The 25,087-nt window shown below is 72.5% G+C and carries 25 protein-coding genes, 1 tRNA gene and 1 other RNA gene; 15 read left to right on the top strand and 12 right to left on the bottom strand.

Features of this window, described 5'->3' with window-relative positions:
• Positions 1-9: 9 nt before the first annotated feature.
• The 3 genes from purD to ffs form a co-directional block, all read right to left on the bottom strand.
• A complete protein-coding gene (gene purD, locus G6W55_RS30770) occupies positions 10-1,263 on the bottom strand; it encodes a phosphoribosylamine--glycine ligase (RefSeq protein WP_175524018.1) in 1,254 nt (417 codons plus the stop codon).
• Positions 1,264-1,387: 124 nt separating this feature from the next.
• A complete protein-coding gene (locus G6W55_RS30765; RefSeq protein ID WP_175524017.1) occupies positions 1,388-3,703 on the bottom strand; it encodes a DNA polymerase III subunit gamma and tau in 2,316 nt (771 codons plus the stop codon).
• Between the two features lie 62 nt (positions 3,704-3,765).
• Positions 3,766-3,860, bottom strand: an RNA gene (gene ffs / locus G6W55_RS30760) — signal recognition particle sRNA small type.
• Between the two features lie 73 nt (positions 3,861-3,933).
• Here ffs and G6W55_RS30755 point away from each other — a divergent pair.
• Positions 3,934-4,021: transfer RNA gene (locus G6W55_RS30755), tRNA-Ser, on the top strand.
• A gap of 289 nt (positions 4,022-4,310) precedes the next feature.
• On the opposite strand, the gene G6W55_RS30750 is transcribed toward G6W55_RS30755, so the two are convergent.
• Both G6W55_RS30750 and G6W55_RS30745 read right to left on the bottom strand, forming a co-directional pair.
• A complete protein-coding gene (locus G6W55_RS30750) occupies positions 4,311-4,595 on the bottom strand; it encodes a helix-turn-helix transcriptional regulator (RefSeq protein WP_175524016.1) in 285 nt (94 codons plus the stop codon).
• Between the two features lie 194 nt (positions 4,596-4,789).
• Entirely contained in the window at positions 4,790-5,308 is a 519-nt protein-coding gene (locus G6W55_RS30745) for an RICIN domain-containing protein (RefSeq protein WP_175524015.1), read from the bottom strand.
• Positions 5,309-5,485: 177 nt separating this feature from the next.
• Between G6W55_RS30745 and G6W55_RS30740 the strand changes: the two genes are divergently transcribed.
• The 7 genes from G6W55_RS30740 (at position 5,486) to G6W55_RS30710 (ending at position 11,659) form a co-directional block, all read left to right on the top strand.
• Complete coding sequence (locus G6W55_RS30740) at positions 5,486-5,980, top strand: DUF3515 domain-containing protein (RefSeq protein ID WP_175524014.1); 495 nt, start codon at positions 5,486-5,488, stop codon at positions 5,978-5,980.
• Positions 5,981-6,010: 30 nt separating this feature from the next.
• Complete coding sequence (locus G6W55_RS30735; RefSeq protein ID WP_175524013.1) at positions 6,011-6,826, top strand: TlpA disulfide reductase family protein; 816 nt, start codon at positions 6,011-6,013, stop codon at positions 6,824-6,826.
• A 10-nt stretch (positions 6,827-6,836) separates the two neighbouring features.
• On the top strand, positions 6,837-7,100 hold the full coding sequence (locus tag G6W55_RS30730) for a hypothetical protein (protein ID WP_175524012.1): 264 nt from the start codon (positions 6,837-6,839) through the stop codon (positions 7,098-7,100).
• A 114-nt stretch (positions 7,101-7,214) separates the two neighbouring features.
• Positions 7,215-8,384: a hypothetical protein gene (locus G6W55_RS30725; RefSeq protein WP_175524011.1), complete on the top strand. Its 1,170-nt coding sequence runs from the start codon at positions 7,215-7,217 to the stop codon at positions 8,382-8,384.
• Positions 8,385-8,511: 127 nt separating this feature from the next.
• On the top strand, positions 8,512-9,216 hold the full coding sequence (locus G6W55_RS30720; RefSeq protein ID WP_175524010.1) for an ABC transporter: 705 nt from the start codon (positions 8,512-8,514) through the stop codon (positions 9,214-9,216).
• A 143-nt stretch (positions 9,217-9,359) separates the two neighbouring features.
• Positions 9,360-11,060 (top strand): PHP domain-containing protein, encoded by a 1,701-nt coding sequence (locus tag G6W55_RS30715; RefSeq protein ID WP_175524009.1) that lies wholly within the window; start codon positions 9,360-9,362, stop codon positions 11,058-11,060.
• Entirely contained in the window at positions 11,057-11,659 is a 603-nt protein-coding gene (locus tag G6W55_RS30710) for a hypothetical protein (RefSeq protein WP_175524008.1), read from the top strand. Before G6W55_RS30715 ends, G6W55_RS30710 begins: the two co-directional genes overlap by 4 nt.
• Here G6W55_RS30710 and G6W55_RS30705 read toward each other — a convergent pair.
• The 5 genes from G6W55_RS30705 to G6W55_RS30685 all read right to left on the bottom strand — a co-directional run bounded on the left by G6W55_RS30705 (position 11,656) and on the right by G6W55_RS30685 (position 17,885).
• Positions 11,656-13,575, bottom strand: a complete 1,920-nt coding sequence (locus G6W55_RS30705; protein ID WP_175524007.1) for a copper resistance protein CopC — start codon at positions 13,573-13,575, stop codon at positions 11,656-11,658. The two genes, G6W55_RS30710 and G6W55_RS30705, sit on opposite strands and share 4 nt — an antisense overlap.
• Positions 13,576-13,890: 315 nt before the next feature.
• Positions 13,891-14,643, bottom strand: coding sequence for an SDR family NAD(P)-dependent oxidoreductase (locus tag G6W55_RS30700; protein WP_175524006.1), 753 nt, complete (start codon positions 14,641-14,643; stop codon positions 13,891-13,893).
• Complete coding sequence (locus G6W55_RS30695) at positions 14,640-15,107, bottom strand: cupin domain-containing protein (protein ID WP_175524027.1); 468 nt, start codon at positions 15,105-15,107, stop codon at positions 14,640-14,642. The genes G6W55_RS30700 and G6W55_RS30695 overlap by 4 nt, the downstream gene beginning before the upstream one ends.
• Positions 15,108-15,115: 8 nt before the next feature.
• A complete protein-coding gene (locus G6W55_RS30690) occupies positions 15,116-15,721 on the bottom strand; it encodes a GNAT family N-acetyltransferase (RefSeq protein ID WP_175524005.1) in 606 nt (201 codons plus the stop codon).
• Positions 15,714-17,885 carry a penicillin acylase family protein gene (locus tag G6W55_RS30685; RefSeq protein ID WP_175524004.1) on the bottom strand — a complete coding sequence of 724 codons (2,172 nt, stop codon included), beginning with the start codon at positions 17,883-17,885 and terminating at the stop codon, positions 15,714-15,716. The genes G6W55_RS30690 and G6W55_RS30685 overlap by 8 nt, the downstream gene beginning before the upstream one ends.
• Before the next feature lie 162 nt (positions 17,886-18,047).
• Between G6W55_RS30685 and G6W55_RS30680 the strand changes: the two genes are divergently transcribed.
• From G6W55_RS30680 to G6W55_RS30665, 4 genes are all read left to right on the top strand, one after another.
• Positions 18,048-18,764: a siderophore-interacting protein gene (locus G6W55_RS30680; RefSeq protein ID WP_175524003.1), complete on the top strand. Its 717-nt coding sequence runs from the start codon at positions 18,048-18,050 to the stop codon at positions 18,762-18,764.
• A 24-nt stretch (positions 18,765-18,788) separates the two neighbouring features.
• Positions 18,789-19,391, top strand: a complete 603-nt coding sequence (locus tag G6W55_RS30675) for an HhH-GPD-type base excision DNA repair protein (RefSeq protein WP_175524002.1) — start codon at positions 18,789-18,791, stop codon at positions 19,389-19,391.
• A gap of 1,224 nt (positions 19,392-20,615) precedes the next feature.
• The gene (locus G6W55_RS30670) at positions 20,616-20,936 is read left to right on the top strand and encodes a hypothetical protein (protein ID WP_175524001.1); all 321 of its coding nucleotides are present in this window, start codon (positions 20,616-20,618) and stop codon (positions 20,934-20,936) included.
• Between the two features lie 48 nt (positions 20,937-20,984).
• Positions 20,985-21,125, top strand: a complete 141-nt coding sequence (locus G6W55_RS30665; protein ID WP_175524000.1) for a hypothetical protein — start codon at positions 20,985-20,987, stop codon at positions 21,123-21,125.
• 33 nt (positions 21,126-21,158) lie between these two features.
• Here G6W55_RS30665 and G6W55_RS30660 read toward each other — a convergent pair whose 3' ends face one another.
• Complete coding sequence (locus G6W55_RS30660) at positions 21,159-22,679, bottom strand: helicase HerA-like domain-containing protein (protein ID WP_175523999.1); 1,521 nt, start codon at positions 22,677-22,679, stop codon at positions 21,159-21,161.
• 109 nt (positions 22,680-22,788) lie between these two features.
• Between G6W55_RS30660 and G6W55_RS30655 the strand changes: the two genes are divergently transcribed.
• Positions 22,789-23,085, top strand: a complete 297-nt coding sequence (locus tag G6W55_RS30655; protein WP_004943146.1) for a type II toxin-antitoxin system VapB family antitoxin — start codon at positions 22,789-22,791, stop codon at positions 23,083-23,085.
• Between the two features lie 179 nt (positions 23,086-23,264).
• On the top strand, positions 23,265-23,912 hold the full coding sequence (locus G6W55_RS30650) for a LytR C-terminal domain-containing protein (protein WP_254876507.1): 648 nt from the start codon (positions 23,265-23,267) through the stop codon (positions 23,910-23,912).
• Between the two features lie 69 nt (positions 23,913-23,981).
• Here G6W55_RS30650 and upp read toward each other — a convergent pair whose 3' ends face one another.
• Positions 23,982-24,617: a uracil phosphoribosyltransferase gene (upp, locus tag G6W55_RS30645; protein ID WP_030798413.1), complete on the bottom strand. Its 636-nt coding sequence runs from the start codon at positions 24,615-24,617 to the stop codon at positions 23,982-23,984.
• 153 nt (positions 24,618-24,770) lie between these two features.
• Between upp and G6W55_RS30640 the strand changes: the two genes are divergently transcribed.
• Positions 24,771-24,959 carry a hypothetical protein gene (locus tag G6W55_RS30640; protein ID WP_030798414.1) on the top strand — a complete coding sequence of 63 codons (189 nt, stop codon included), beginning with the start codon at positions 24,771-24,773 and terminating at the stop codon, positions 24,957-24,959.
• The last annotated feature ends 128 nt before the right edge of the window (positions 24,960-25,087 follow it).

Below are 25,087 nucleotides of genomic sequence, written 5' to 3'. Positions count from 1 at the left end.
CCCCGTGGGTCACACGCCGGCCGCCGCCTTCGCGGCGATGTCCGTGCGGTGCTGGGAGCCGTCGAGGCCGAGGCGCGCGACCGCCCGGTAAGCCCGCTCCCGGGCCTCGGTGAGCTGGGCGCCGGTGGCCGTGACGGACAGCACCCGGCCGCCCGCGCTGACCACGGCGTCGCCGTCGCGCCTGGTCCCGGCGTGCAGGACGTACGCGTGCGGCGCGTCCTCGGCGGCCACCGCGTCCAGGCCGGTGATCGGGTCGCCGGTGCGCGGGGTGCCGGGGTAGTTGTGGGAGGCGATGACGACGGTGACGGCCGCGTCGTCGCTCCAGCGCAGCGGTTCGAGGGTGTCCAGGGTGCCGGTGGCGGCGGCCTTCAGGACCCCGGCGAGCGGGGTCTTCAGGCGGGCCAGGACGACCTGCGTCTCGGGGTCGCCGAAGCGGGCGTTGAACTCGATGACCCGCACGCCCCGGCTGGTGATCGCAAGCCCGGCGTAGAGCAGGCCGGAGAAGGGGGTGCCGCGGCGGCGCAGTTCGTCGACGGTCGGCTGGAGAACGGTCTCCAGGACCTCGTCGACGAGCTTGGGGTCGGCCCACGGCAGCGGGGAGTACGCGCCCATACCGCCGGTGTTCGGGCCCTCGTCGCCGTCGAGCGCGCGCTTGAAGTCCTGGGCGGGCTGGAGCGGGACGACCGTCACACCGTCGGTGATCGCGAAGAGGGAGACCTCCGGGCCGTCGAGGAACTCCTCGATGACGACGCGCTCGCAGGCGGCGGCGTGCGCCTTCGCGGCGTCGAGGTCGTCGGTCACGACGACGCCCTTGCCGGCGGCGAGTCCGTCGTCCTTGACGACGTACGGCGCGCCGAAGGCGTCGAGGGCCGCGGCGGCCTCCTCGGGGGTCGTGCAGACGTAGGAGCGGGCGGTGGGGACACCGGCCCCCGCCATCACGTCCTTCGCGAACGCCTTGGAGCCCTCGAGCTGCGCGGCCTCCCCGGACGGTCCGAAGACCGGGATCCCCGCCTCGCGCACGGCGTCGGCGACCCCGGCGACCAGCGGCGCCTCCGGGCCTACGACGACCAGCTCGGCGCCGAGTTCGACGGCCAGCGCGGTGACCGCGGCGCCGTCCAGGGCGTCGACCGGGTGCAGCTCGGCGACCTCGGCGATGCCGGCGTTGCCGGGGGCGCAGTGCAGCGCGGTGACGGCGGGGTCGAGGGACAGTGAGCGGCACAGGGCGTGTTCGCGGGCGCCGCTGCCGATGACGAGGACGTTCACGGGGCCAGCCTATCGGCAGGCGGCGGGGCGGGTTTGTGCGGGATGCCGAGGGGGCGGGGGGTGAGGGGTCGTAGGAAGCTACGAGAGTGGTTCTCGTGGGGCGCTCCCGGCTGGGCCCCTCCGCTCACTCGTTGGTGAACTCCTCCACGACCGTCGCGCCGAGTTCGCGGACGATCAGCTCGCGGCCGGAGAGGGCCGACTCGTTGAGGTCCGGGTCGTCGTCCTCGGGGATGTCGTCCTCGGGGGCGACGGGTTCCGGGGCGGCGGGGCGGGCGGGTGCGGCGGCGGGCGCGAGGCCGCCGGATGCCGTGGCCTGGGGCTGCGGTGCGGGTCTGCTCGGGGCCGGGGAGTGGGAGGCGCCGGGGGACGGGGAGGAGGGGGCCGGGGAGTGGGGAGCGGGGGTGCCGCCACTGCCGTAGCCGCCGCTCTGGGGGGTGCCAGGAGCGCCGTAGCCACCGGGGGTGCCGCCGCCGTAGCCGCCGGGGCCGCCGGACGGCGCGGGGGCCGAGCCGCCACCGGACGGGTCGACGACCGCCTCGATCTTCCACTGCACGCTGAACTGCTCGGCCAGCGCCTGGCGCAGCACTTCCTCGCTGCCGCTGCTGGCGAAGTTGTCGCGCGCGCCCGCGTTGACGAACCCGATCTGGAGGGTGGTGCCGTCGAAGCCGGCCACGTGGGCGTTCTGGCTGAGGAGGATCCAGGTGAAGCGGCGGCGGTTCTTGACGGCTTCCAGGATGTTGGGCCAGAGCGTGCGCGGGTCGGGGCCGCCGGTGGGGGGTGCGTAGCCGGAGGGGGCGGGGGCGGCCGGGGCGCTGGATGCGGCGGCGGGCGCGGCGGGCGTCGGTGCCGGGGTCGCGGGTGGGGCCGGGGGCCGGGGGCCGCTGCCCGCGGGCGTGGCGGTGGGCCAGCCGCCGGGCCTGCGAGCACCGCCGGCGCCCGAGCCTGCGGGGGTGGCGGTGGGCCAGGAGCCGGGGGCGGGTTCGGGGGTGGGCGCGGGGGCGGAAGCAGGCGTAGGGGCAGGGGCGGGGGGCTCGACGGGTTGTGGGGCAGGCGCCGGCGCTGAAGGAGATGGGGGGGACGAAGGACCGGCTGCGGGCCCCCGCACGGCGGCCCGCGCGGCGGCGGCCCCTCCCCCGGGCGGAATGGCCTGCGCCTGCGCCTGCCCCTGCGTCGGCGCACCCGCGCCCGCGCTCCCGGCATGCGCGTCGGGCCCCGGCACGTACCCCATGGCGGGCATCCCCGCACCGGCCGGCATCCCCGCACCGGCGCTCGCGGAGAAGTTCACCCCACGCTCGATGCGGTCGAGGCGGGCCATGACGGAGCGCTCGTCGCCGTAGGCGGCGGGAAGCAGGACACGGGCGCAGATCAGCTCGAGCTGGAGGCGGGGCGAGGTGGCGCCGCGCATCTCGGTGAGCCCCTCGTTGACGATGTCGGCGGCACGGCTCAGCTCGGCGGCGCCGAAGACGCCGGCCTGTGCCTGCATGCGCTCGATGACGTCGGCGGGGGCGTCGATGAGGCCCTTCTCGGCGGCGTCGGGCACGGCGGCGAGGATGACGAGGTCGCGCAGCCGCTCCAGCAGATCGGCGACGAAGCGGCGGGGGTCGTTGCCGCCCTCGATGATGCGGTCCACGATCTCGAAGGCGGCGGAGCCGTCCCCCGTGGCGAACGCCTCGACGACGGAGTCGAGCAGGGACGCCTCCGTATATCCGAGGAGGGAGGTGGCCATGGCGTACGTCACACCGGCCTCCGTCGCGCCGGCGAGCAACTGGTCCATGACGGACATGGAGTCACGGACGGACCCGGCGCCCGACCGCACGACGAGCGGCAGAACGCCGTCCTCGACGGGGATGTCCTCCTTCTGGCACACCTCGCCGAGGTAGTCGCGCAGCGTGCCCGGCGGCACGAGCCGGAACGGGTAGTGGTGGGTCCGGGAGCGGATGGTCCCGATGACCTTCTCGGGCTCGGTGGTGGCGAAGATGAACTTCAGATGCTCCGGCGGCTCCTCGACGACCTTGAGGAGCGCGTTGAAACCGGCCGACGTGACCATGTGGGCCTCGTCGATGATGTAGATCTTGTAGCGGCTGCGGGCGGGCCCGAAGAACGCCTTCTCCCGCAGGTCACGGGCGTCGTCGACACCACCGTGAGACGCGGCGTCGATCTCGATGACGTCGATGGAACCGGGGCCGTTGCGCGCGAGGTCCTGACAGGACTGGCACTCGCCGCAGGGGGTCGGGGTGGGGCCGTTCTCGCAGTTCAGGCAGCGGGCGAGGATGCGCGCGCTGGTCGTCTTGCCGCATCCGCGCGGACCGCTGAACAGGTACGCGTGATTGACCCGGTTGTTCCGCAGCGCCTGCTGCAACGGGTCGGTGACATGCTCCTGCCCGATGACCTCGGCGAACGACTCCGGGCGATAACGGCGGTACAGCGCGAGAGACGACACGCCTACGAGGTTATAGGCGCCCACTGACAAACCCAGCCCGCATGGACGCAGCCCCCGTGAACGCAGGCGCCCCCCACGCACCCGCCAGAGCCGACCTACCCTTGCTGCCTTCCGGCCCTGGGGGAGTTCAGTCAGATAGCGCCGCGTGAGGGGCTGCGCAAACAGTACCTGATGCGGGGGGCGGCGAACGAGTTCGCGAGCACTCCTCAACGTCTTGTATTGTTTGCCGCGGAGGATTCGCCTAGAGGCCTAGGGCGCACGCTTGGAAAGCGTGTTGGGGGCAACCCCTCACGAGTTCGAATCTCGTATCCTCCGCCAGTGCCTCACCGGGCACGATGTCGAAGGGCCCCACCGCTTGCGGTGGGGCCCTTCGACGTGTCCATGATGGATTCGTCCTGGCCGGTCCAAGCCTCGCGAGCCAGTCGGAAGAGATGATCGTCACGCTCGTCTTCCGGGCGCGTGGGGACGAAGATCCGGCGTGTTGCCGGTTCGTCGTCTGCGCCCGGGCGTCCCGCCCGGCAGGCTGTGACCGGCTGCTCGCGTCCGACCGCTCGCCATCGGACGGCCGAAGGGGCCCGCCAGTGGCCCCTTCGGCGTTCGGAGGGAGCTAGCAGGTACAGTCCGCGTCTGCGCACAGCACGTCATGGACGAGTACGGCGAGCACCGCCGTCTGCAGGCGGGTCTGGTACCCCAGCTTCTCGATGATCCGCGCTATGTGCGCCTTCACCGTCCGCTCGGAGATGCGCAGTTCGTTCGCGAGCCGACGATTACCCAAGCCCGTACCGAGCAGAAGGAACACTTCCTTCTCACGGTCCGTCAGATGGTCAACTCTGACGGATCCGTGCACCGGTTCAGCACCCAGGCGTCGGTAGGCACACGTCGACATCGTCATGAAAGATCCTTTCCGACCCCGCGTTCCCAGCAGAGCCCCGTGCCCCGGGTACGGCGGTGGTCACGGATCACCCTAGTCATCGCCTCTGACGGTGAACTCGATTTGGTTACCGGCTCGTTACCCGAACTGGGGCAGGGGCTCCGCACGTGCGAAGCCCCTGCCCCAGTTCCGTTCAGAGCATCAAGAACAGGGTGTCAAGAAATGCCCCACTCCTGGGCCTTACGCTTCGCGGTGCTCTCGCCGCATGCGGTGATCGTGGCCTTCTGACCGAGCGTCGAACCCGCCTCGGTCAGGCACTTCTTGGCCCACTTGCTGTGGATCTTGCTGCCGGCCAGGTACCACTGCTGAGTCTTGGACGAGGCGTTGCACGGCCGCTGTGTGACCACAGTGCCGCTGCTCGTGGCGGAGATGCCCAGGCACTTCGCCGACTTCTTGTTCTTGATCGTGTAGATCCCGGCGGACGTCCCCTTGAGCGTCCACTTCTGGTCCGACCCCGAGGTGCACTTCTTCTGCACGACCGGGGCGTTGTTCGCGGTCTTGCCGTTCATGGAGAGACAGATCCCCGTCGGACCCCACACCTTTTCCAGCCGTACGTTGTTGTACGCGCTCGCCGTCACATCAGCCGCGGGCGCAGCGCCCGCCGGCAGGGCCGAGGCCGCGATCATCGTCGCAGCAGCACCGGCCAGCACAAGCACCTTGGCGGTTTTGAGCATGGCGAAATTCCCCCTACGGGCCAGAGAGCGAGTTGGCCACGACAGGGTAGGCAGGGCTTTTCCGTGCGCACAGCGTCCATAAGGGAGGTGTCCACAAGGCCAGTTGAGCAGCGGCGTATTGTTCAGTACGACCAGCAGGCAGTGTTGTCCAAGCGCACAATCGGGGGTACGTCCGGCATGGCCCGTCCATCCCGCAGGCTCAGGCTCGGCCTTGGTTTCACGGTCGCCGCCGTCGTACTCACGGGCGTCGTCGTGGCCCACGAACTGAGCTCTCCGACCCGTGGCGTCGAGCAGGCACCCCATGCCGACGCTCCGGCCTGTGCGGACATCGCCGAGGGCTACCCGGCGGCGCTGGACGGGCACGAGCTCGCGGACACAGGCATGCCAGGTGTCGCCGTATGGGGAGACCAGTCCGTGGTCCTACGCTGTGGGCTGGAGCCGCCTGCTCCGACCACCGACCTGTGTGTGACCGTCGACAGTGTGGACTGGGTCTACCGGCAGGACGAGTCGCGTGACGGCCGCAAAGTGATCATCACCTACGGGCGCGACCCCGCCGTCGAAGTCGCCTTCGACGCCCAGGACACCGCTGTCGACAGGGCGTTGGTCGAGCTGAGCCGCATCGTCCGGCCGATCCGCCAGCGCAACCATTGCGTCGACTCCACCGGCGGCTGACCCCATGCCGGACCCCGCGGAGGAACCAGCATGAAGCACCCGCCTGCCCGCGTCTACGTCCCCGTCGTGGCCGCCATCGTCAGCGCCGTTGCGCTTGTCGGCGTGGCCGTCTCCGGGGACGACCCTCACGGCTCCCCGGGCCGTCACCGTGGCGCGGACGGAGTGCTCACGATCGACGCCGCGCACCGTCCCACCGCACCGGATCTCACCGGCACCGACACCGACGGACGCCCTGCGAGTCTCGCCGAACACAAGGGCAAGACGGTCGTGGTGAACGTATGGGCCTCCTGGTGCGGGCCCTGCCGCGAGGAAGCCCCCGCGCTGTCGCGCTTTCACGAAAGAACGAGGGGCCAGGGCGTCGTGGTCCTGGGCCTGAACGAGGACGACTCCGCCGGCGCGGCCCGCGATTTCGCCCGCGAGTTCCACCTGCCTTATCCCAGCGTCCTGGACCCCGGCGGAAAGCGGTTCCGTGCCGTGGCCGAGGGCTTGACGACCACGCAGGGCCTACCCGCCACGTTCGTCATCGACCCACGCGGACGGGTCGCCGCGGCGGTCTCCGGCCCCGTCGACGAGAAGCGCCTGACCGCGCTGGTCGCCGCCGCCAAGACCGGCACCGGCCCTTCCCAGCCATGGTCCGCTGCCAAGCGGTTCAACGACGTCACCGGCCGCACCGCAGGCGCGGACGGTGTGCAGAAGAGGAGTGACAGACTTCTGGGGGACAACCCGGAATCACGCTCTTCACGACCGGAATCACGCTCTTCGCGAAGCGGAAAACCCCGCCGAGGGAGTTATCCGAAGAATGCGGTTTACTTTCCATGCCCGGTCGTTCACATCGACTCGCAGTGAGGAAATCGACATGACCGACGGAACCGCACCCACCGACAGCCCCGCGACCCTCTACGGCCCGGTCTCTCTCGTGCTCGGTGTGGTCGCCACCGTCACCGCCGCGCTGTCCGGCTTCATCGGCATCGCGATCCCGCTGCTGGCTGGTGCCCTCGCCATCACCTTCGGTCTGCTCGGCCTCGGCCGCAGGCTGAACCGGGGACTCAGCGCATTCGGCGTGGCGACGGGGTCGCTGGGCGTCCTCTACCCGGTGTTCCTGGTCGCGCTGCTCACCTGACCTCCCTTTCGGGCAATGCCCCCAAGTGCACTGCCCCTAGAGTCACTTACGCCTCAATTCACCCTCTTCTAGTGTCTTTCCCACGGAACGGCAAAGACCGAAGGGGGAACTCTCTTGCTGCTCTCGCGTTCGATCAAGGTGGCCGGCCTGGCGGTGGCACCGCTCGCGCTGGTGACGACCGCCTTTCACACGACCGCTTCCGCCGACCAGCAACCAGCGCCCGTCGCCCCGGCGTTCTCGGTGTCGGCGCTCGCCGCGCACACGTTGGCCGACGTGTCCGGCGTGGGTGCGGACAGCGCCACCGGCAGGACGCTCACGGCGCAGGGTTTCGGAGTCGTGAGGGCCGAGTCGGGCGAGAAGGCGGTCGTCGACACCTCCATGGCCCGGGAAGGCATCACCTCGGCATCGGGCGACGGCTTCGTCGAACTGTCCTGGCGCGGCTACACCGAGGACGCGCGCTACGTGATCACCCGGGACGGCGCTGAGGTGGCCACGCTCGCCGCCGGTGTGACGTCGTACCGCGACACGAACGTCCGCCCTGGCGCCGACTACGCATACCAGGTCGTACCGCTGTTGCCCGAGACGGGCGGCGAGGGCGCCCGGACGTACGGCATGAAGGTGTCCGTCCCGGCCTCCGGTTCCGCCGCCGCCCTCCAACAAACAGCCGTCGACCGGGCGCAGGCGGCCGGAACCGCCTCCACCTCCACCGTGAGCTGGGTCGGCTTCATCCCGCAGAAGAAGATCGACGCCCCGCTCGCCGGCTGTGACTACGGGAGGAACTTCCAGTTCGGCGGCGACGGGCACACCGACTTCAACTGGAAGTCCGACAAGTACCGCTTCGCCCTGCACGCGACGGTCACCTGGAGTTCGAAGAAGGTCACCCCGAACAAGAACATCCACCCGACCAAGGTCTACCGGAAGTCCGACGGCAAGCTCGTCAAGCAGAAGACGGCCAGCGCGAAGGACACGTACGCCAAGAAGCTCGGGTCCGGCAGCAACTACGTGGACGTGCGCATGGTCGTCCACGCCACCAACCCGTTCTGCAGCGGGCTCGGCGGCGTCAAGGGCGCGGCAGACGGCGCCCTGACCATGAATCTCACCAAGAGCGGCAACTACACCATCCGCTCCGGCAAGCACCGACTGTTCCCGAACAACTACATCTACATCTACGACGGCGGAAAGGTGACGAACGTCTACAAGCGCTCCTACGCCAGCGTCGCGTGCCTGGTCGGTTCCGTCACCTGCCCCGAGGCCGACCTGACGGGCCGCTACGGTTCGTTCTGACACCGTCGGCCGCCCTCCACGAAGCCGCACACCGGGCTGTCCGCCCGGGTGCGGTCGGGGGTCTGTCATCGGAAGACGGGACGGCCTCTCCCTCGCGACGGAGCCGACACCCAGGCACACTCGAAGCGTGATCGTCGACCGCGCGTACGCGCACCTCGCCTCGCTCGACGCGGAGGAATGGCCCTGGTCCGTGCCCTGTGTGCGGGAGCTTGTGGGGGATGGGTTGCGGTTCCGTAGTGCCGTGACCTTTCTGGTCGGGGAGAACGGGTCCGGGAAGTCGACGTTGGTCGAGGGGCTTGCCGAAGGGTTTGGGCTGGACTCGTGGGGTGGGTCGCACGACTGGCGGTATTCCAGTCATCGGCCCAGGTCGGCGTTGGGGGAGCGGGTCCGGTTCGACGCGGCGCCGGGTGCGCGGGCGATGCTGCGGAGCTGGGCCGCGCGGAAGGGGTTCTTCCTGCGGGCGGAGACGGCGTTGGACGCGCTGGACCGGGAGGGGTTCGCGCCCGACTCCGTCAGTCACGGCGAGGGATTCCTCGCGGCGTTCCGGGGGAAGTTCCTCCAGCCGGGGCTGTATGTCATGGACGAGCCCGAGGCGGCGCTCTCCTTCACCTCCTGCCTCGAACTGCTCGGCCATATCGACTCGTTGGTGAAGCAGGGCGGCCAGGTCATCTGCGCCACCCACTCCCCGTTGCTGACCGCGCTGCCCGGCGCCGACATCATCGAGCTCGGTGACCACGGCATGCGCCGCGTCGCCTGGGAGGACCTCGCCCTCGTCGAGCACTGGCGGCGATACCTCGACGATCCTCAGGCTTATCTGCGGCACATTCTTTGACCTTCCGGCTCCCCCGCATCGCCTCACCTCATCTCACATCAGCCGTTACGGCTTCAACCACCGCCCCGCCCAACGTCGTTCATGTGGCCACCGCAGAATCTGCGCGTCCCAAGCGTGTACGTCCTCACCGGCGGGAGTTGAGCATGAGCCACGGTCACGGCCATCACCATCATCATCATCATCACCAGCATCCACACGACGGCTCCTCCCTTCCGCCTGCCCTTGATCTCTCCGTGCCCGACGGTGAGTTGACGCCCAGTCAGTTGTCCCGGCGTTCCATGCTGCGGCGTGCCGGGCTGCTGGGGGCCGGGCTCGTCGCGGGGAGTGTGGTCGGTGGGGCCGAGGCGGCCGCGGCTGTCGTGGGCGGCTCGGCGTCGGCGCACGGGGGCCGAGGCGGCCGTTATCTGTGGCTCGCCGGTGATCATCACATCCACACGCAGTACAGCTCCGACGCCAAGTACCGGGTCCTCGACCATGTGCGGCAGGCGAACGCGCACGGTCTGGACTGGATGGTCATCACCGACCACGGCAGCGAGACGCACGCCAGGATCGGTGTGGAGAAGGTCAATCCGGACATCGTCGCCGCGCGGGAGCGGACGGACGACACCCTCGTCTTCCAGGGCCTGGAGTGGAACATCCCGGCCGCCGAGCACGGCACGGTCTTCGTGCACCCCGGCAAGAACGAGGTCGCCGTCCTCAAGGAGTTCGAGACCTCCTTCGACGGATCGGTGCGGAAGGCGAGCGGCAGCTCCCCGGCCAACGAGGCGCTCGCCATCGCCGGGATCGACTTCCTCGCCGAGCAGGTACGGCGCCGCAAGGTGAAGGACGCCCTGTTCCTCGCCAACCACCCCGCCCGCAAGGGCATCGACTCCCCGCACGAGATCCGCGGCTGGCGCGACGCCCAGCCCCGGATCGCCGTCGGCATGGAGGGCGCCCCCGGCCACCAGGCCGGCGGACTGCCCGCCCCGACCGGCCCCGGCGCCGCCCGCGGCATCTACGACGGCAGCCCCGGCGCCGACTCCTTCGCCGCCTACCCCCTGGAGAGCTACCGCACCTGGGGCGGCTTCGACTGGATGACCGCCACCGTCGGCGGCCTGTGGGACAGCCTGCTCGCCGAGGGCAAGCCCTGGTGGATCACCGCCAACTCCGACTCGCACAACGTGCACGCCGACTCCGCCGTCCGCGGCCCCGGCGGCGACTTCGCCACCGACGGCCGCTACGCCGACCCGGTCTACGGCGGCGGCCTCAACCTCGGCGACACCGACTTCTGGCCCGGACAGTACAGCCGTACGCACGTCGGCGCCGCCTCCTTCTCCTACCAGGCCGTCATGGACGGCATCCGCGCCGGACGCGTCTGGGTCGACCACGGCGGTCTGATCAGCGGGCTCGACGCACGGCTGCGCTCCGGCGGGCACACCGTGACCCTGGGCGACACCCTGCGGGTGCGCCGGGGCGCCGCCGTCGAGCTGGTCGTCGACATCAGCCTGGCCAACGGCCCCAACTGGTCTCAGTTCGTACCGGCCCTGGCCCGTGTCGACGTCGTCCGGGGCGCCGTCACCGGTCCGGTCGCCGACCGGGACGTCTTCACCACCCCGGACACCAGGGTCGTGAAGTCCTTCGAGGTGAACCGGTCGACCGGCACGGTACGGCTGACCTACCCGCTCGGCCGCGCCGACCGGCCGTTCTACGTGCGGCTGCGCGGCACCGACGGCAACCGTACGGCCGTCGGCGTCCACGGCGCGGCCGTCGACCCGGCCGGTCCCGCCATGGACGTCATCGGCGACGCCGACCCGTGGAAGGACCTGTGGTTCTACTCCAACCCGATGTGGGTCCTGCCCGCATGAGCACCTCCGTGATCGGGGTGGACGCCGGGACGGTGAGCCTGCGGGAGGCCGATCATCTGGTCCACGACCTGGTGGACCGGCTCGGCCTCCCGCCCGGCACGCTCGCCTGCACCCATCTGATCCGCACCGCCGAGCGCCGGGGCACGGCCGTCTCCCTCGCCCTGCCCGACACCGACGCGGCCGAAGCCGTATGGACGCGGGTGAGAGGAGAACTAAGCGGCGCGGGTGCCGTGCTGGGCGGACGGGTGTACGGGGGCGCCGCCGCGGTGCGCGCCGCGGGGGCCGCGGCCGGGGAGCACGCGCGGCGCGAGGGCGGGCGGGCCGTGCTCTTCCCGGGGGTCGAGCACCTCACCGGCACGGTCACCGTCGCGGAGCTGCTCGCCCTGACCGCCGTGGAACGCCTGGTGGTGGTCGGGGCCACGGGCGGGGGTGCGCCGGACCCCTCGACGCCGGTGTTCACACGTGACCATGTACGGCCCGAGTGGCGGGGCGGGCGGCTGACGCTCGCCCTCGTCCCGGCGGCGGGCGGCGCGCTCGCCCCCTTCGAGGTCCCGAACCCGACGCCCTGCTGCGCCGACCACGCCGACAACACGGCCTAGCGGACGATCTCCACCGGCTTCGTCTCGCTGACCTGGTCGGTGTCGGTCACGCGGACCGTCGCCTTCATCTCCCAGGTGCCGGGGATGGGCAGGCTGAGGCCGTCGGAGGCCCAGTAGCCGCCCCGGTCGGTGAGTTTGGCGTCGAGGGGGCCGATGTCCTGGCTGGGCAGGGTGAAGGAGAGCCGCAGTTCGGGGATGCTGACGAACCCGCCGTCGGGGCCGTAGACCACCGCCTGGACGTTGTTGTCGCCGACCCGGCCCGGGTCGAGGGTGACCTGCACGGTGCCGCGCATGCCGAGCCCCGCGTCGAACGGGATGATCGTGACCGAGGCGACCGGCAGTCCCGCGCTCTGCTCCGCCGCTGCCGCCTCGGCGGCCGCCCGGCCGGGCAGGGTGCCCGTCAGGATCGTCGTCAGCAGGAGGACGACGACGGAGACGGCGACCTCGAAGAGCACCGAGCGGCGCAGCGCACGGCGTCGGGTGTCCTCGGCCGGGGAGAGCGGGCGGCGGCGGGGGGTGGGGGCGTCCTGGGCCGATTCGCCGTCCCCAGGCGCGGCCGATCCGCCCTCGGCCGGGTCCGCGGCCGGTCCGTCCTCGCCCGACGCCGGGTCCGCGCCCGGCGCTGACGCCTCCGACGTTCCCGAGGCCCCTGGCGGCACCGAAGCCGATCCCGGAGCCGATCCCGAGACCCCCGCCACCACCCCCGCCGGTTCCGGCACCCGGCTCTCCTCCCGTGCCTCCGCCGCCTGCGCCGTCGTCGCGGGCACCGCCGTCCCCCTCCGCACCGTCCGGCGGGACAGCGCGCCCGCCGCGAGGAGGACCGCCACCGCGGCCAGCTTGGCGAGCAGGAGTCGGCCGTACGTCGTGTCGGTCAGCGCCGACCAGGAGCCGAGGCCGCGCCAGGACTGGTAGACGCCGGTCGCCACGAGGACGGCCACCGACGCGCCCGCCAGCCGGGAGAAGCGGATGACCACGGTCGACGGCACGGAGGCGCGGTGCAGCAGCAGGAGCAGTGCGGGGAGGCCGCCCATCCAGACGGCCATGGCCAGCAGATGCAGCACCGAGGAGGTCATCGCGGCCGGGACCTGGATGCCGGCCGAGGCGTGCTCGGCGCCGGCCCAGGTCAGCGCGAGGCCGACGGCGAGGGCGGCGCCGGTGGCGAGGCCCGCGCGGGACGGCGTCTCGCGCCTGCTCTGCCGCAGCAGCAGGACGGCCGCGGCCGCCAGCAGGACGAGCCGGGCCAGCAGGGCGAGCCCCGGACGGCTGCTCAGGGTCCTGGTCAGGCCGGACGGGTCGAACATGCCGGCCGGTCCGGTGCCGGCCTCGTAGGGGCCGCGCAGGAAGAAGAGGAAGACGGTCGAGCCGGCCAGCGCCCAGCCGCCGCCGAGGAGCAGCGCGCGCAGCGGGCGGCGGTCCGGCGGCCGGCACAGGGCGACGAAGGCCGCCGCGCCGATGAGCAGGGCGGCGCCGATGTAGGCGAGGTCGCGGCCGATGTTGTAGAGGCCGTCGGTGACCGGGTTGTCGTCGGCGCCGGACGGCAGGACGGCCCGGGTCGCGGAGGGTTCGCCGACGGAGAAGGTGAACGCGCCGGAGACCGGGTGACTGTCCTCGGACACCACCCGCCAGGCCACCGTGAACGTGCCGGTGCCCAGCTTCTCGGGGAGGGCGACGGACACGGTGTCCGCACGGCCCTCCGCATGCGCCGCCTTGCCCGTGCGCACGCGCTGGTTGTCGGGGTCGAGGACGCGGAAGGAGTCGTCGAGCAGTCCTACCGACTCGGTGAAGGTGAGGGTGATGGCGCGGGGGGACGTCTTGACGACGCTTCCGTCGGCGGGGTCGGTGCCGCGGAGGGCGGCGTGCGCCGAGGCCGGGCCGCCGCCGAGGAGGAGCAGGACCAGCACGGTGCCCAGCAGCACCAGCCCTTGAAGCCCTCGCCGTCCGCCGATACGTCGTCCGCCGATACGCCGTCCGCCGTTGCCCCATCCGCCGTTACGCCGTCCCCCGCTCCGTCGTCCGCCGATCCGCCGCCGTCCGTCATCGCGTCCTTCGCCCACGCCCGCACCCATGTCCACGCCTGTGCCCACGCCCACGCTCACGTCACCGCTCCGCCTTGCTCGACACCCGCGTGCTCGGGATACGTACGGATGCACACGCCATCCGGTTCACTCCCGTCATCCGGTTCACCCCAGCATCCGCGCCGCCCCGGAGTCCAGATCAGGGACGCGTCGGGTTCACCACGCGGCCCGCGCCGACGCCCCGCCGTCCACCACCAGGTCATGGCCCGTCACCCAGGAGGCGAGCGGCGAGGCGAGGAAGACGCAGGCGTCGCCGACGTCCTCGGGGCGGCCGAGACGGCCGACCGCGACCGCCTCCCGCCACCGGCGCACGCCCTCCGGCCAGGCGTCCTCCAGGCCGTCCCGCTCGATCAGGCCGGGCGAGACCGTGTTCACGCGGATGCCGTACGGCCCGTACTCCTGGGCCGCCGCGCGGGCGTGCATCACGACCGCGGCCTTGGCGGCGGCGTAGTGGGCGTGCCCGAGTGCGGGTGTCCTGGCCTCGACGGAGGCGATGTGGGTGATGGTCCCGCCGTGCTCGCGCATCACCTCGGCGGCCGCCTGGGTGCAGGCGAACACGCTGGTCAGATTGGTGTCGACGACCGCCCGCCAGTCCGCCGCCGGCATCCCGGGCAGCGCGTGGACCGGCTGGACACCGGCGTTGTTCACGAGCGCGTCGAGCCGTCCGCCGCCCCAGTAGGCGGCCTCGGCCACCAGCCGCCGGCAGTCGTCCTCCACGGTCAGATCGGCGCCTGGCAGCACGACGGCCCGGGGGCCGATCTCCCGCGCGAGCGCCTCGGCCGCCGCCACCGCGGTACGGCAGTGCAGGGCGACCGCGGCGCCCTCCTCGGCGAAGCGCAGCGCGATACCGCGTCCGATGCCGCCGCCCGCGCCCGTGATCAGGGCCGTCCGGCCCGCCAGCAAGGTCATGGACGGCACAGTCGCGCGATCAGGGCCGCCCGGTCGGGATATCGCGCGGTGAGCCGCTCCGCCGTGCCGTGTTCGTAGTCCCCGTAGGTGAAGCCGGGGGCCATCGTGCAGCCGAAGAAGGTCCAGGCGCCGCGGGGCCGCGCCCCCATCCAGGTGCGGGCGGGGACGGTGAGCTGGGGATGCTGTCCGGCGCGCAGGTCGGGGCCGAGCACCGCCGTACGGGAGGTGCCGTCGGGGGCGAGGAGGAGGAGTTCCAGGGGGTCGCCGAGGTAGTGGTGCCAGACCTCGTCGGCGGGGAGGCGGTGCAGGGCCGAGTAGTCGTCGGCGGTGAGCAGCGCGACGATCGCGGAGCCGGCCGGGCGGCCGTCCGGTCCGTCGGGTCCCGCCCAGGTACGGCGGAACAGGCCGCCCTCGCGGGGTATCGGCTCCAGGCCGTAGTGACCGACGAGGTCTTCCGGGGTCAGCTCGGACGTCACCCTGGGAAGGCTACCTCCCGTCGCAGGAAGGCGAGTTGGGCCTTCTTCTCGGGCAGGTACACCTCGGGCAGGTCGATCTCGGGCAGGGTGACGAGCGGCCCCGGCTCGAAGCCCTGCCGTACGAACCGGGCGAGCGCCTTCTCGTTGCGTATGTCGGGGTCCACGACGACCCTGGGCCGGTCCAGGCCCAGCAGCACGAACACCGCGAGGGCGCCCATCAGCGCCGACGACCAGCCGGGGCGGCCGCCGGGGGCGTCGGCGGGGGCGAGGAGGAGGTGGATGCCGATGTCGCCGGGTTCGACCTCGTAGGTCTCGCCGACCCGGTCCTCGGTGGGCTCGTAGGTCTGGAGGAGGGCGGCCGGGGTGCCGTCCAGCTCGGCGAGGTAGGCGTGGTGGGTGTCGAGGCCCGCCATGTGGGCGTAGATCTCGGCGACTTGGTCCCGGGTGAGGCCGTTCATGCCCCAGAACGCGGCGCGTTCCTCGCGGACCCAGCCGTGGACGACGTCGGCGTCGCCCTCGGCGTCGAGGGGGCGGATCCGGACGGTGCCGAATCCTTCGACGTACTGCTCGTGCACGTAAGGGGAGTTGGGGTGCTCAGACATCGTTCTCCTTGGTCAGCCGGGTCCAGTCGGTGACGACCGGGGCCAGCTCTCCCCTGAGCCAGAGGGGCAGTTGGTCGTGGTGGTGGGGACTGTCGAGGCGGCCCGAGGCGCCGTGCGGGACGATCCACAGGCTGTCCTCGCGGCGGGCGAGGTCCCAGACGTACCGGGCGGCGGGGCCGCGCGCGGCGAGGTCGGTCCAGCCGGGCACGGACGTGGTGCACAGCACGCAGTCGTGGTCGCCGGAGAGGGCCGGGCCCTCGTACGAGGGGTCGGGCAGGGCCCGCCAGGGGGCGAGGCGGTGGGTGTCACCCCAGCGGAGCGGGGGCTCGGCGGCGAGCGCTGTTGCGGCCTCCTCCAGGGCCTCGCGGACCAGGGCGGGGCGGTCGATGCCGTACAACTCCTCGGCGCGCAGCAGGTGTTCGAGGGCGAAGCCGATGCGCGGGAGGAGGGCCAGCCAGGGCAGGAAGACCTCGGGGTAGGCGGGCGGGGCGGTGAGCGCGGCGAAGGCGGGGTGGGCGGCGAGCCGGCGGACGAGTGCGCTGCGGACGGCGGCGTACGCGTGGGCGTCCCGGCTGTCGTCGTCCATACGGCGGTCCCAGCGCAGGAGGCGTTCGCGCAGGTCGGCGGCGGTGGGGGTGAGGGCGTCGGGGGCGTCGGAGTGGTCGACGTCATCGAGGGCGGCCAGGTGGTCCAGGAGGGCGCTGGCGGAGGCGAGATGGGTGTCGGTGTGGACGGCAGCCATGTCGGCTGCGGACCAGATGGCCTCGCCGTTCTCGCCGTTCTCGCCGTTCTCGCCGTTCAGGAGTTCCCGGATGCGGTCGGCGCGATACGGCGCGGCGAACTCGACGCCGAGCGGGGTGGCCAGGCCGCGCTGGTTGGCCATCACGGCGATGCCGTCGGTGAGGCCGGCGCGGGGGGCCGGGTGCCAGCCGGTCCACTCGTGGCCGGGCTCCCAGGCGGCCACCAGCCGGGTGCCGTTGGCCGCGGACCGCACCGGGACCCGGCCCGCGACCCGGTGCAGCAGGCCGCCCTCGGTGTCGGCGGCCTGGACGACGTTGACCGGCTCGGCCCACTCGTCGAGGGCGGCGTCGACGTCGGCGACCCGGCGGGCGCGCAGCAGCGGGAGCAGGGCCTGGAAGCCCAGGTCGGCGGTGACGCGGGGCGGGTAGCGCAGGGCGAGGGCGAGCGGGGTGCCGTCGTCCAGGCCCTCGGGGCCGCCGGCGACGATCGGGCCGCGTTCGGTCTCCAGGATCTCGATCTCGACGCTCTCCTCCCCCGCCACCCGGACGAGTTCGGTGTGCCGGGCGACGCGCCGCCAGGTGCCGTCGGGGCCGAGGGCCTCGACGCCGGCGCCGGTGCGGCGCAGCCGTTCGCGGTAGAGGTCCTGGTAGTCGGCCATGGCGTTGGTGATGGCCCAGGCGACGGTGCCGGTGTGGCCGAAGTGGGCGATGCCGGGGACGCCGGGCACGGCGATCCCGACGACGTCGAACTCATCGCAAGCCAGGCGTATTTGCTGGTAGACGCCGGGCTCCTCGATGAAGCGGTGCGGGTCGCCGGCGATCAGGGCCTGCCCGGTGGTGGTGCGGGTGCCGTCGACCAGCCAGCCGTTGCTGCCGGCAGTGGCGGGGCCGTCGGTGGCGAACAGGCCGACGGCGTCCGGGCCGAGGAGGCGGGCCGCCTGGTCGCGCCAGAGCTTGGCGGGGAACCCGGCGAACAGGATGTGGGTGGAGAGCCAGACGGCGAGCGGGGTCCAGGGCTCCCAGCGGCCGGGGGCGAGGCCGGCCCGCCGGAACTCGGGGGCGTGCGGACCGGTGTGCGAACCGGCGTGCGGACCGGTGTGCGAACTCTCCTCCGCGAGGCCCTCGTTGACGCCGTCGACGTAGGCGCGCACCCAGTCGGCGGTCTCCGGGTGCCCTTCGGTGAGCCGGTCGAAGCAGCGGCGGGCGGTGTCGTCGAGGCGGACGCGGCGGGCGAACACGTCCCAGGCGACGGCCTCCGGGCCGAGGAACGACGCGGAGGTGCCCTGGGCGCGGTGGCGTTCCACCTCCAGTTGCCAGGAGCGGTCGCGGGCGGTGACCAGGCCCTGGGCGCGGGCGAGGGCCATGGTGTCGGTGGCGCGCAGATGCGGGACGCCCCAGGCGTCTCTGTGGATCTCGGTGGTCACCTGTGGTTCCTCTGTCCCTCTGTTGCACTGTTCCGCTGTTGCTCTGTTGCGGCTGTTCCGCTGTTGCCCTGGGGCCGGCTGTTCCACTGGGGGCGGCCGTGCTTTAGGTTAGCCTTACCTAATTAATCGGTGCAGGAATCGTACGCGAGAGGTGAAGAGGCCATGGCGCAGGGGCGGGGCTGGGAGGGCGCGGTCCTCAAGTTGATGCGGGCGAAGGACTTCACGCTCACCGTGACGGGGGCCGAGGACGTCACCGGGGCGTTCCGCCGGGTGCACCTCACGGACGGCGGACTGCTCGCGGCGACCGGGGTCCACCCGACGATGTGGGTGCGGCTGTGGTTCTCCAACGCGGGCAAGCCGCACCAGCGGGCGTACACCCTGGTCGACCCGGACCCGGAGGCCGGCACATTCTCGCTGGAGTTCGCGCTGCACGAGGGCGCGGCCAGCGACTGGGCGCGGACGGCGAAGCCCGGCGACACCATCGACGCGACCGTGCAGGGCACCGGCTTCGAGGAGCCGGCCCCGACGCCCTCGCACGTCCTCGCGATCGGTGACCCGGCCTCGCTGCCCGCGATCAACTCCCTGCTCGGCGAGGGGGCGCTCGGCTCGGCGCCGGCCACGATCTGGTTCGAGGGCGAGGCGGACGGCCTGCCCTTCCGTACGGACCCCGAGCGGCACGAGACCCGGCATGTGTCCCGGGCGGAGCTGGTCGACCGGGTCAAGGCGGAACTGCCCGCCCTGCTGACGGCCACCGAGCACCCGTACGTCTGGATCGCCTGCGACACGCGGACCACCCGGACGCTGTCGGCGTACGTCCGCAAGGAGCTGGGCGTTCCCAAGGAGCGGCTGCACGCGCTCGGGTACTGGCGCGCGAGCTGACCCGCCAGGCGGGATCATCGACGCATGGACGTCACCCTGCATCTCGCCCAGGACCCCCAGGCCGACGAACTCCTCGGCCGCTCCCCGCTGGCCGCGCTGGTCGGGATGCTGCTCGACCAGCAGGTCCCGATGGAGTGGGCGTTCAAGGGGCCCCGCACCATCGCCGACCGGCTCGGCACGGACGACCTCGACGCGCACGACATCGCCGGCCGGAACCCGGAGGAGTTCGCCGCGCTGCTCTCCGAGAAACCGGCGGTGCACCGCTACCCCGGGTCCATGGCGCAGCGCATCCAGCAGCTCTGCCAGTACCTGGTGGAGCACTACGACGGTGACGCGAGCGCCGTCTGGGAGGGCGTCGGCACCGGCAAGGAACTCCTCGCCCGCCTCGAGGCCCTCCCCGGCTTCGGCAAGCAGAAGGCCCAGATCTTCCTGGCCCTCCTCGGCAAACAGCTCGGCGTCCACCCCACGGGCTGGCGCGAGGCGGCCGGCGCATACGGCGAACCCGACTCCTTCCGCTCGGTCGCGGACATCACGGGCCCGGACTCCCTGACCAAGGTCCGCACCCACAAACAGGAAATGAAGGCGGCAGCAAAGGCAGCGAAAGCGTCCCGCACGACCAAGGGCTAGGGCTGGGCGGCGCCCGGCCGACGGGGGCATCGCCTTTGCGGGTCGCCAGCGCCTCCGGCGAGGGAGACGCGGCAAGGGGCGGGGCCGAGTTACGACGACCTGTGGTGCCGGCATCCGGATAGCCCGCCGCGGGTGACGATGGCCGTCGGCCCGGCACGGACCGGACCTCATGACCCGCGCCAGCGCCCAGGCCCGTCACCGCAGGCGACCTGGGCCCGCACGTCGGCCCGTCCGCCCCACACTGGCACGGCCCGACCGCACGACCAGCAGTCCCGGCACCGCGGCCAGCCGCCGCAGGCGACCGCAGCCCGCGCGTCGCCCCCCTCTGCACGCCCCGGCACGGGCCGGACCGCACGACCGACTGTGTCGGCACCTCCGGGGTGGGGACGCGGCGGGGCGAAGCTACGACGACCTGTGGTGCTGGCATCTGCGTGGGCGCCGCGAGCGATGGTGGCCTGCGCGTCGGGCCCTCCGGGCCGGACCGCGTGACCGGCGATGCTCGGCACCCGCATCGCCGCAGGTGACCGCAGCCCACGCATCGGCGCCCCGGCCCGGGCCTCGTGACCGGCGGTGCAGGCGACCCGGGCCGCCGCTGCGGTCGCGGTGACCCACTGGGCCGATGCCCGGACTGCCGACGGCCAAGGCCCCGTCCCCGACCGACGGGGGGATGCTCTTGCGGGGCGTCAACGTCTCCCGGCGGGGCACGTCCCGGGCGGCGGTGCCGATGCCGGCGGCGCGGGGGACGCGGCGCGGGACGGGATTACGACGACCTGCGGTGCGGCATCCGGGTAACCACCGCAGATGGCCGTGGCCTTCGTGCGGGCGCCTCCAGCCCGCCCCGGCGTCGGCCGGACTCCGTGACCGGCGGTGCCGACGCCCCGGACCACCACCGCAGGTCACCTCAACCCGCCCGTCGGCGCCCCCGGCCCAACCCCCGGACCCCGTGACCGGCGGTACCGGCACCCCGGGTCGCCGCCGCGAATCATGGTGATCCGCTGGGCCGACGCCCCGGCCGTCGGTGGCCCTGGCCCCGTGCCTGAGGGGGCGGAGTCGAGGACGCGCCCGCCCCCGCCTCCCGTCTGCCGAACAGGGCCGGCGCCCGGACCGTCAGCGGCCTCCCTCCCTCCAGGCAAAAGGACGCGCCCCCCAACCCCCCGTCCGCCGAACAGGTGGAGTTTGTCGGTGGGTGCAGGTGGGTGGGCGTGTCGGGGGAGATCATCTGCCATGAGCAGCACCGCACGACGGGTTTCGCGTGGGCGCGCCTGGTTGCGCGCGGTCGTCCTGCTGCTCGCCCTGCTGGCGCCGGGTGCCGCCGCCGAGGTCTCCGTGGCGTCGGTCGCGGCCGAGGTCGTCGAGTACGACGTCGCCGGCCCCGTCCTGCGCCCCGCACCCGGCGTCCGGCGTCCCGCCGTACCCCCATCCCCCGTACCCCCACCCCCCGCGCCTCCCGCCGCACCGGCGGCACGGCCGGGGACTGAGCGGCCCGCGCCGCGCGGGGCGCCGTACGCGCTGGTCGTCTCGCGGACCGTGGTCCTGCGCTGCTGACGGACCCCTCGGGTCAGATTCGTCAGCACTCATGCGAGGAGCACAGCCATGCCCACCGACCCCTACGCGATCCTGCGCGCCCTGCTGCGCGCCGAAGCCGCCCGCAGCGCGGCCCCGAAGCCGTCGGCGACGACCGCCGAGCGCGGCGGGCGGCCCACGCCGACGCGGGCGGAGGACCGGAACCGCTGAGCGGGACGACGGCGGGGGCGGGGCCCCGGCGGGCTACCGCCTCCGCCGCGCCGTACCGAAGAGGGAGCGCGTGATCTCCCGGCCCACCTGGGTGCCGACCGAGCGCGCCAGGGAGCGGAACATTCCGCTGCCGACGACCTGCTCCAGCATCGAGGGTTCCGCTCGTTCGGAGGCCGCCGCAGGCTTCGACCGGGCCTCGGGTGCCTTCTCCGTCGGCTTCGGTCGCGTCGCCAGCTTCTCGAACGCCGATTCCCTGTCCACAGCCTGTGCATAGCGCTCGTGGAGCGAGGACGCGCTCGCCGCCGCGTCGACGGCCGCACCGTCCACCGGTCCCATCAGGGACTCGGGCGCCCGCAGCCTGGTCGCCGCGACCGGTGTGGGGGCGCCGCGTTCGCTGAGGACCGTGACGACGGCCTCGCCGGTGCCCAGGCCGGTGAGGAGTTCCTCCAGGTCGTAGACGGAGTCGGGGAAGGTCTTCACCGTGGCCTTCAGGGCCTTCTGGTCGTCCGGGGTGAACGCCCGCAGCGCGTGCTGGATCCGGTTGCCGAGCTGGGCGAGGACATCACCGGGCACGTCCTTCGGGGTCTGCGTGACGAAGAACACGCCAACCCCTTTCGAGCGAATCAGCCGGACGGTCTGCGTGATCGAGTCGAGGAACGCCTTCGACGCGTCGTGGAAGAGCAGATGCGCCTCGTCGAAGAAGAAGACGAGCTTCGGCCGGTCCAGGTCACCGACCTCGGGCAGATCGTGGAAGAGATCGGCCAGCAGCCACATCAGGAAGGTGGAGAACAACTGCGGCTTGTCCTGCACGGCGGGCAGTTCCAGGACCGAGACGATCCCCCGCCCGTCGGCCGCCGTCCGCAGCAGCTCCCCGGTGTCGAACTCCGGCTCGCCGAAGAAGGCCGCCGCGCCCTGTGCGTCGAAGGCGGTCAGGGACCGCAGGATCACCCCGGCGGTGGCGGTGGACAGCCCGCCGATCTCCTTCAGCTCGGTCCTGCCCTCGTCCGAGGTCAGGAAGGCCACGACCGCCCGCAGGTCCTTGAGGTCGTACAGCTCAAGACCCTTCTGGTCGGCGTAGTGGAAGATCAGGCCGAGGGACTGCTCCTGGGTCGGGTTCAGCCCGAGGACCTTGGACAGCAGCACCGGCCCGAAGCTGGTGACGGTCGCCCGCACCGGGATGCCGTGCCCCAGCCCGCCGAGCGCGTAGAACTCCGTCGGGAAGCCGGTCGCCGTCCACTTCTGGCCGACTTCCCCGGCGCGTTCCCGCACCTTCTCACCGTCCGCGCCGGGCGCCGAGACGCCCGACAGGTCCCCCTTCACATCGGCCAGGAAGACCGGGACGCCCTGCGCCGAGAGCTGTTCCGCGACGAGCTGGAGCGTCTTGGTCTTGCCGGTTCCGGTGGCGCCCGCGACCAGGCCGTGCCGGTTGAGCACGGTCAACGGCACCCGCACCGGCGCGTCCGGCAGGCACCGCCCCTCCCAGAGCAGGGCGCCCAGGTCGAGGGCGGGACCGGTGAAGGCGTACCCGGCGGCGATCTCGCTGGCACCACTCATCGGCCCGATCCCCTCGCTCCTGTTTCGCCCCCGTTCGTCACGTCTTTTCCAGCGTCGCACTCGCTCGCCATGGCTGCGCCCGGAAGGTCTGGGCCGGTAGGCTTTCCGTGTGATCTTCAAGCGCATCGGAAACGGCCGGCCGTACCCCGACCACGGCCGGGAAAGCACCCGGCAGTGGGCGGACGTGGCGCCGCGCCCGGTCCGCCTCGATCAGCTGGTGACGACCAAGCAGCAGCTCGATCTGGAGACCCTGCTCGCCGAGGACTCCACGTTCTACGGCGACCTCTTCGCGCATGTCGTGAAGTGGCAGGGCGATCTCTATCTGGAGGACGGGCTGCACCGCGCGGTACGGGCGGCGCTCCAGCAGCGCCAGGTGCTGCACGCGCGCGTGCTCGAACTGGACTGACGCGGCCTCTCCGCAGCGCGGCCCCGGACTCTCCACAGCGCGGCCCCGCCCGCTCCGGACCCGCCCGCACGACGCCCGCGCACCCGGCGATTGACCCTTTCGGGTTCTTTCCCACCCTCCGCACGGTGTCGGATGATCGTTTATTAGTCATGGCCGCCCGGGCGCACTACGCTGCGCCCATGAGCATGCTGACTCCCCCCGGCATGGGCGGCAAGTACCGGATCACGGGGGACAAATACCCCCGACTGCGCCCGCGCCGGCGACGCGGCAGGCTGGTCGCCGTCGTCGTCGCCTGCGGTGCCGCCCTCGGCGTGGCGGGCTGGGGCACGTTGCAGCTCATCGACGTCTTCACCGGCGGCGGCAAGGCGTCCGCGACCGGCGCAGGCTGCGCGGTGAAGTCCACCAAGGCGAGCCCCGCCGCGTCCCCCGCCGCCTCGGCGGCCGCGCTGCCGCAGCCCGCCCAGATCACGGTGAACGTCTTCAACGCCACCACCCGCAGCGGCCTCGCCAAGACCACCGCCGACGAGCTGAAGAAACGCGGCTTCAAGATCGGCGAGGTGGGCAACGCCACCAAGCAGTACGACAAGAAGGTGGCCGGCACCGGGCTGCTGCTCGGACCCTCGTCCTCGCTGAACACCTCGCTGCCGGTCCTCGCCACCCAGCTCGGCACGGCCGAGCGCCGCACCGACGCCGCCCGCAAGGGCGCCGAGATCGACCTGATCATCGGGGACGGCTTCAAGGCGCTCAGCAGCCAGGCGGACGCGACCGAGGCCCTGACGGCCCTGACCGCGCCGGCCCCGACGGCCACCGCGAAGAAGGGCTGCTGACGGCCCGAGGCGGAACGGCCGGGGACTGCTCGGCCGCGCCGTACGGCCCACTCGGCCGCGCCGTACGACCTACTCGGCCGCGCCGTACAGCCGGTCGCCCGCGTCGCCCAGGCCCGGGATGATGTAGCCGTGCTCGTTGAGGTGGTCGTCCACGGCCGCCGTCACCACGGTGACCGGGGCGCCCGCCAGCTCGCGCTCCATGACCTCCACGCCCTCGGGCGCGGCCAGCAGCACGACCGCCGTCACGTCGTCGGCGCCCCGCCGGATCAGCTCGCGGATCGCCGCGACCAGCGTGCCGCCGGTGGCCAGCATCGGGTCCAGGACGTACACCTGGCGGCCGGAGAGGTCCTCCGGCATCCGGGTGGCGTACGTGGACGCCTCCAGCGTCTCCTCGTTGCGGATCATGCCGAGGAAGCCCACCTCGGCGGTCGGCAGCAGCCGGACCATGCCGTCGAGCATGCCGAGACCGGCACGGAGGATCGGCACCACCAGCGGACGCGGGTGGGAGAGCTTGACGCCGGTGGTCGAGGCGACCGGCGTGCTGATGTCGACCTGCTCCGTGCGGACGTCACGGGTGGCCTCGTAGGCGAGCAGGGTGACCAGCTCGTCGGCCAGCCGGCGGAAGGTCGCGGAGTCCGTGCGCCGGTCGCGCAGCGTGGTGAGCTTGTGGGCGACCAGAGGGTGGTCGACGACGTGGAGACGCATGTCCACAACAGTAACCGGGCCGCACCGGCCCGGCGTCCGCGCACACCCTGAGCGGCCGGCCGGGGCGGAAACCGCGCGGATGGTCCGTTCGCGGGCATCAAACCCCCCATCAGGGGGAAAGTGGTGGGGACGGACCCCCGGGGTGGTGAGCCAATGCCTGACCTGCCTGATCGGCCGGAGCCGGCCGAACCGCAGGAGACCGACGCCGAGCGCCGCCGACGGCGCGCCCGCTTCCTGCGCGATCTTGCCGAGGCCCGCGCGCTGCGCGACCGGGTCCAGCCGCGCCGTGCCAAGACGGCCCGGCTGCGCCACGCGATGCGCATGCGCACGTTCCGCTGGTAGCCCAACGACCGGTGGACGACCGGCGGCCGGACGATCCGCGCGATCCGCGCGATCCCCCTTTTCCCTCAGGGCACTTAGAAGACGTTTCACTTGGTGAGTCGGCGGTGGTTGATGAGGCTGGTGGCGAT

The sequence above is a fragment of the Streptomyces sp. CAI-85 genome, from assembly GCF_013363615.1.
In the GTDB taxonomy this organism is placed as follows: Bacteria; Actinomycetota; Actinomycetes; order Streptomycetales; family Streptomycetaceae; genus Streptomyces; species Streptomyces antibioticus_B.
This window is presented reverse-complemented; position numbering and strand designations above follow the sequence as displayed.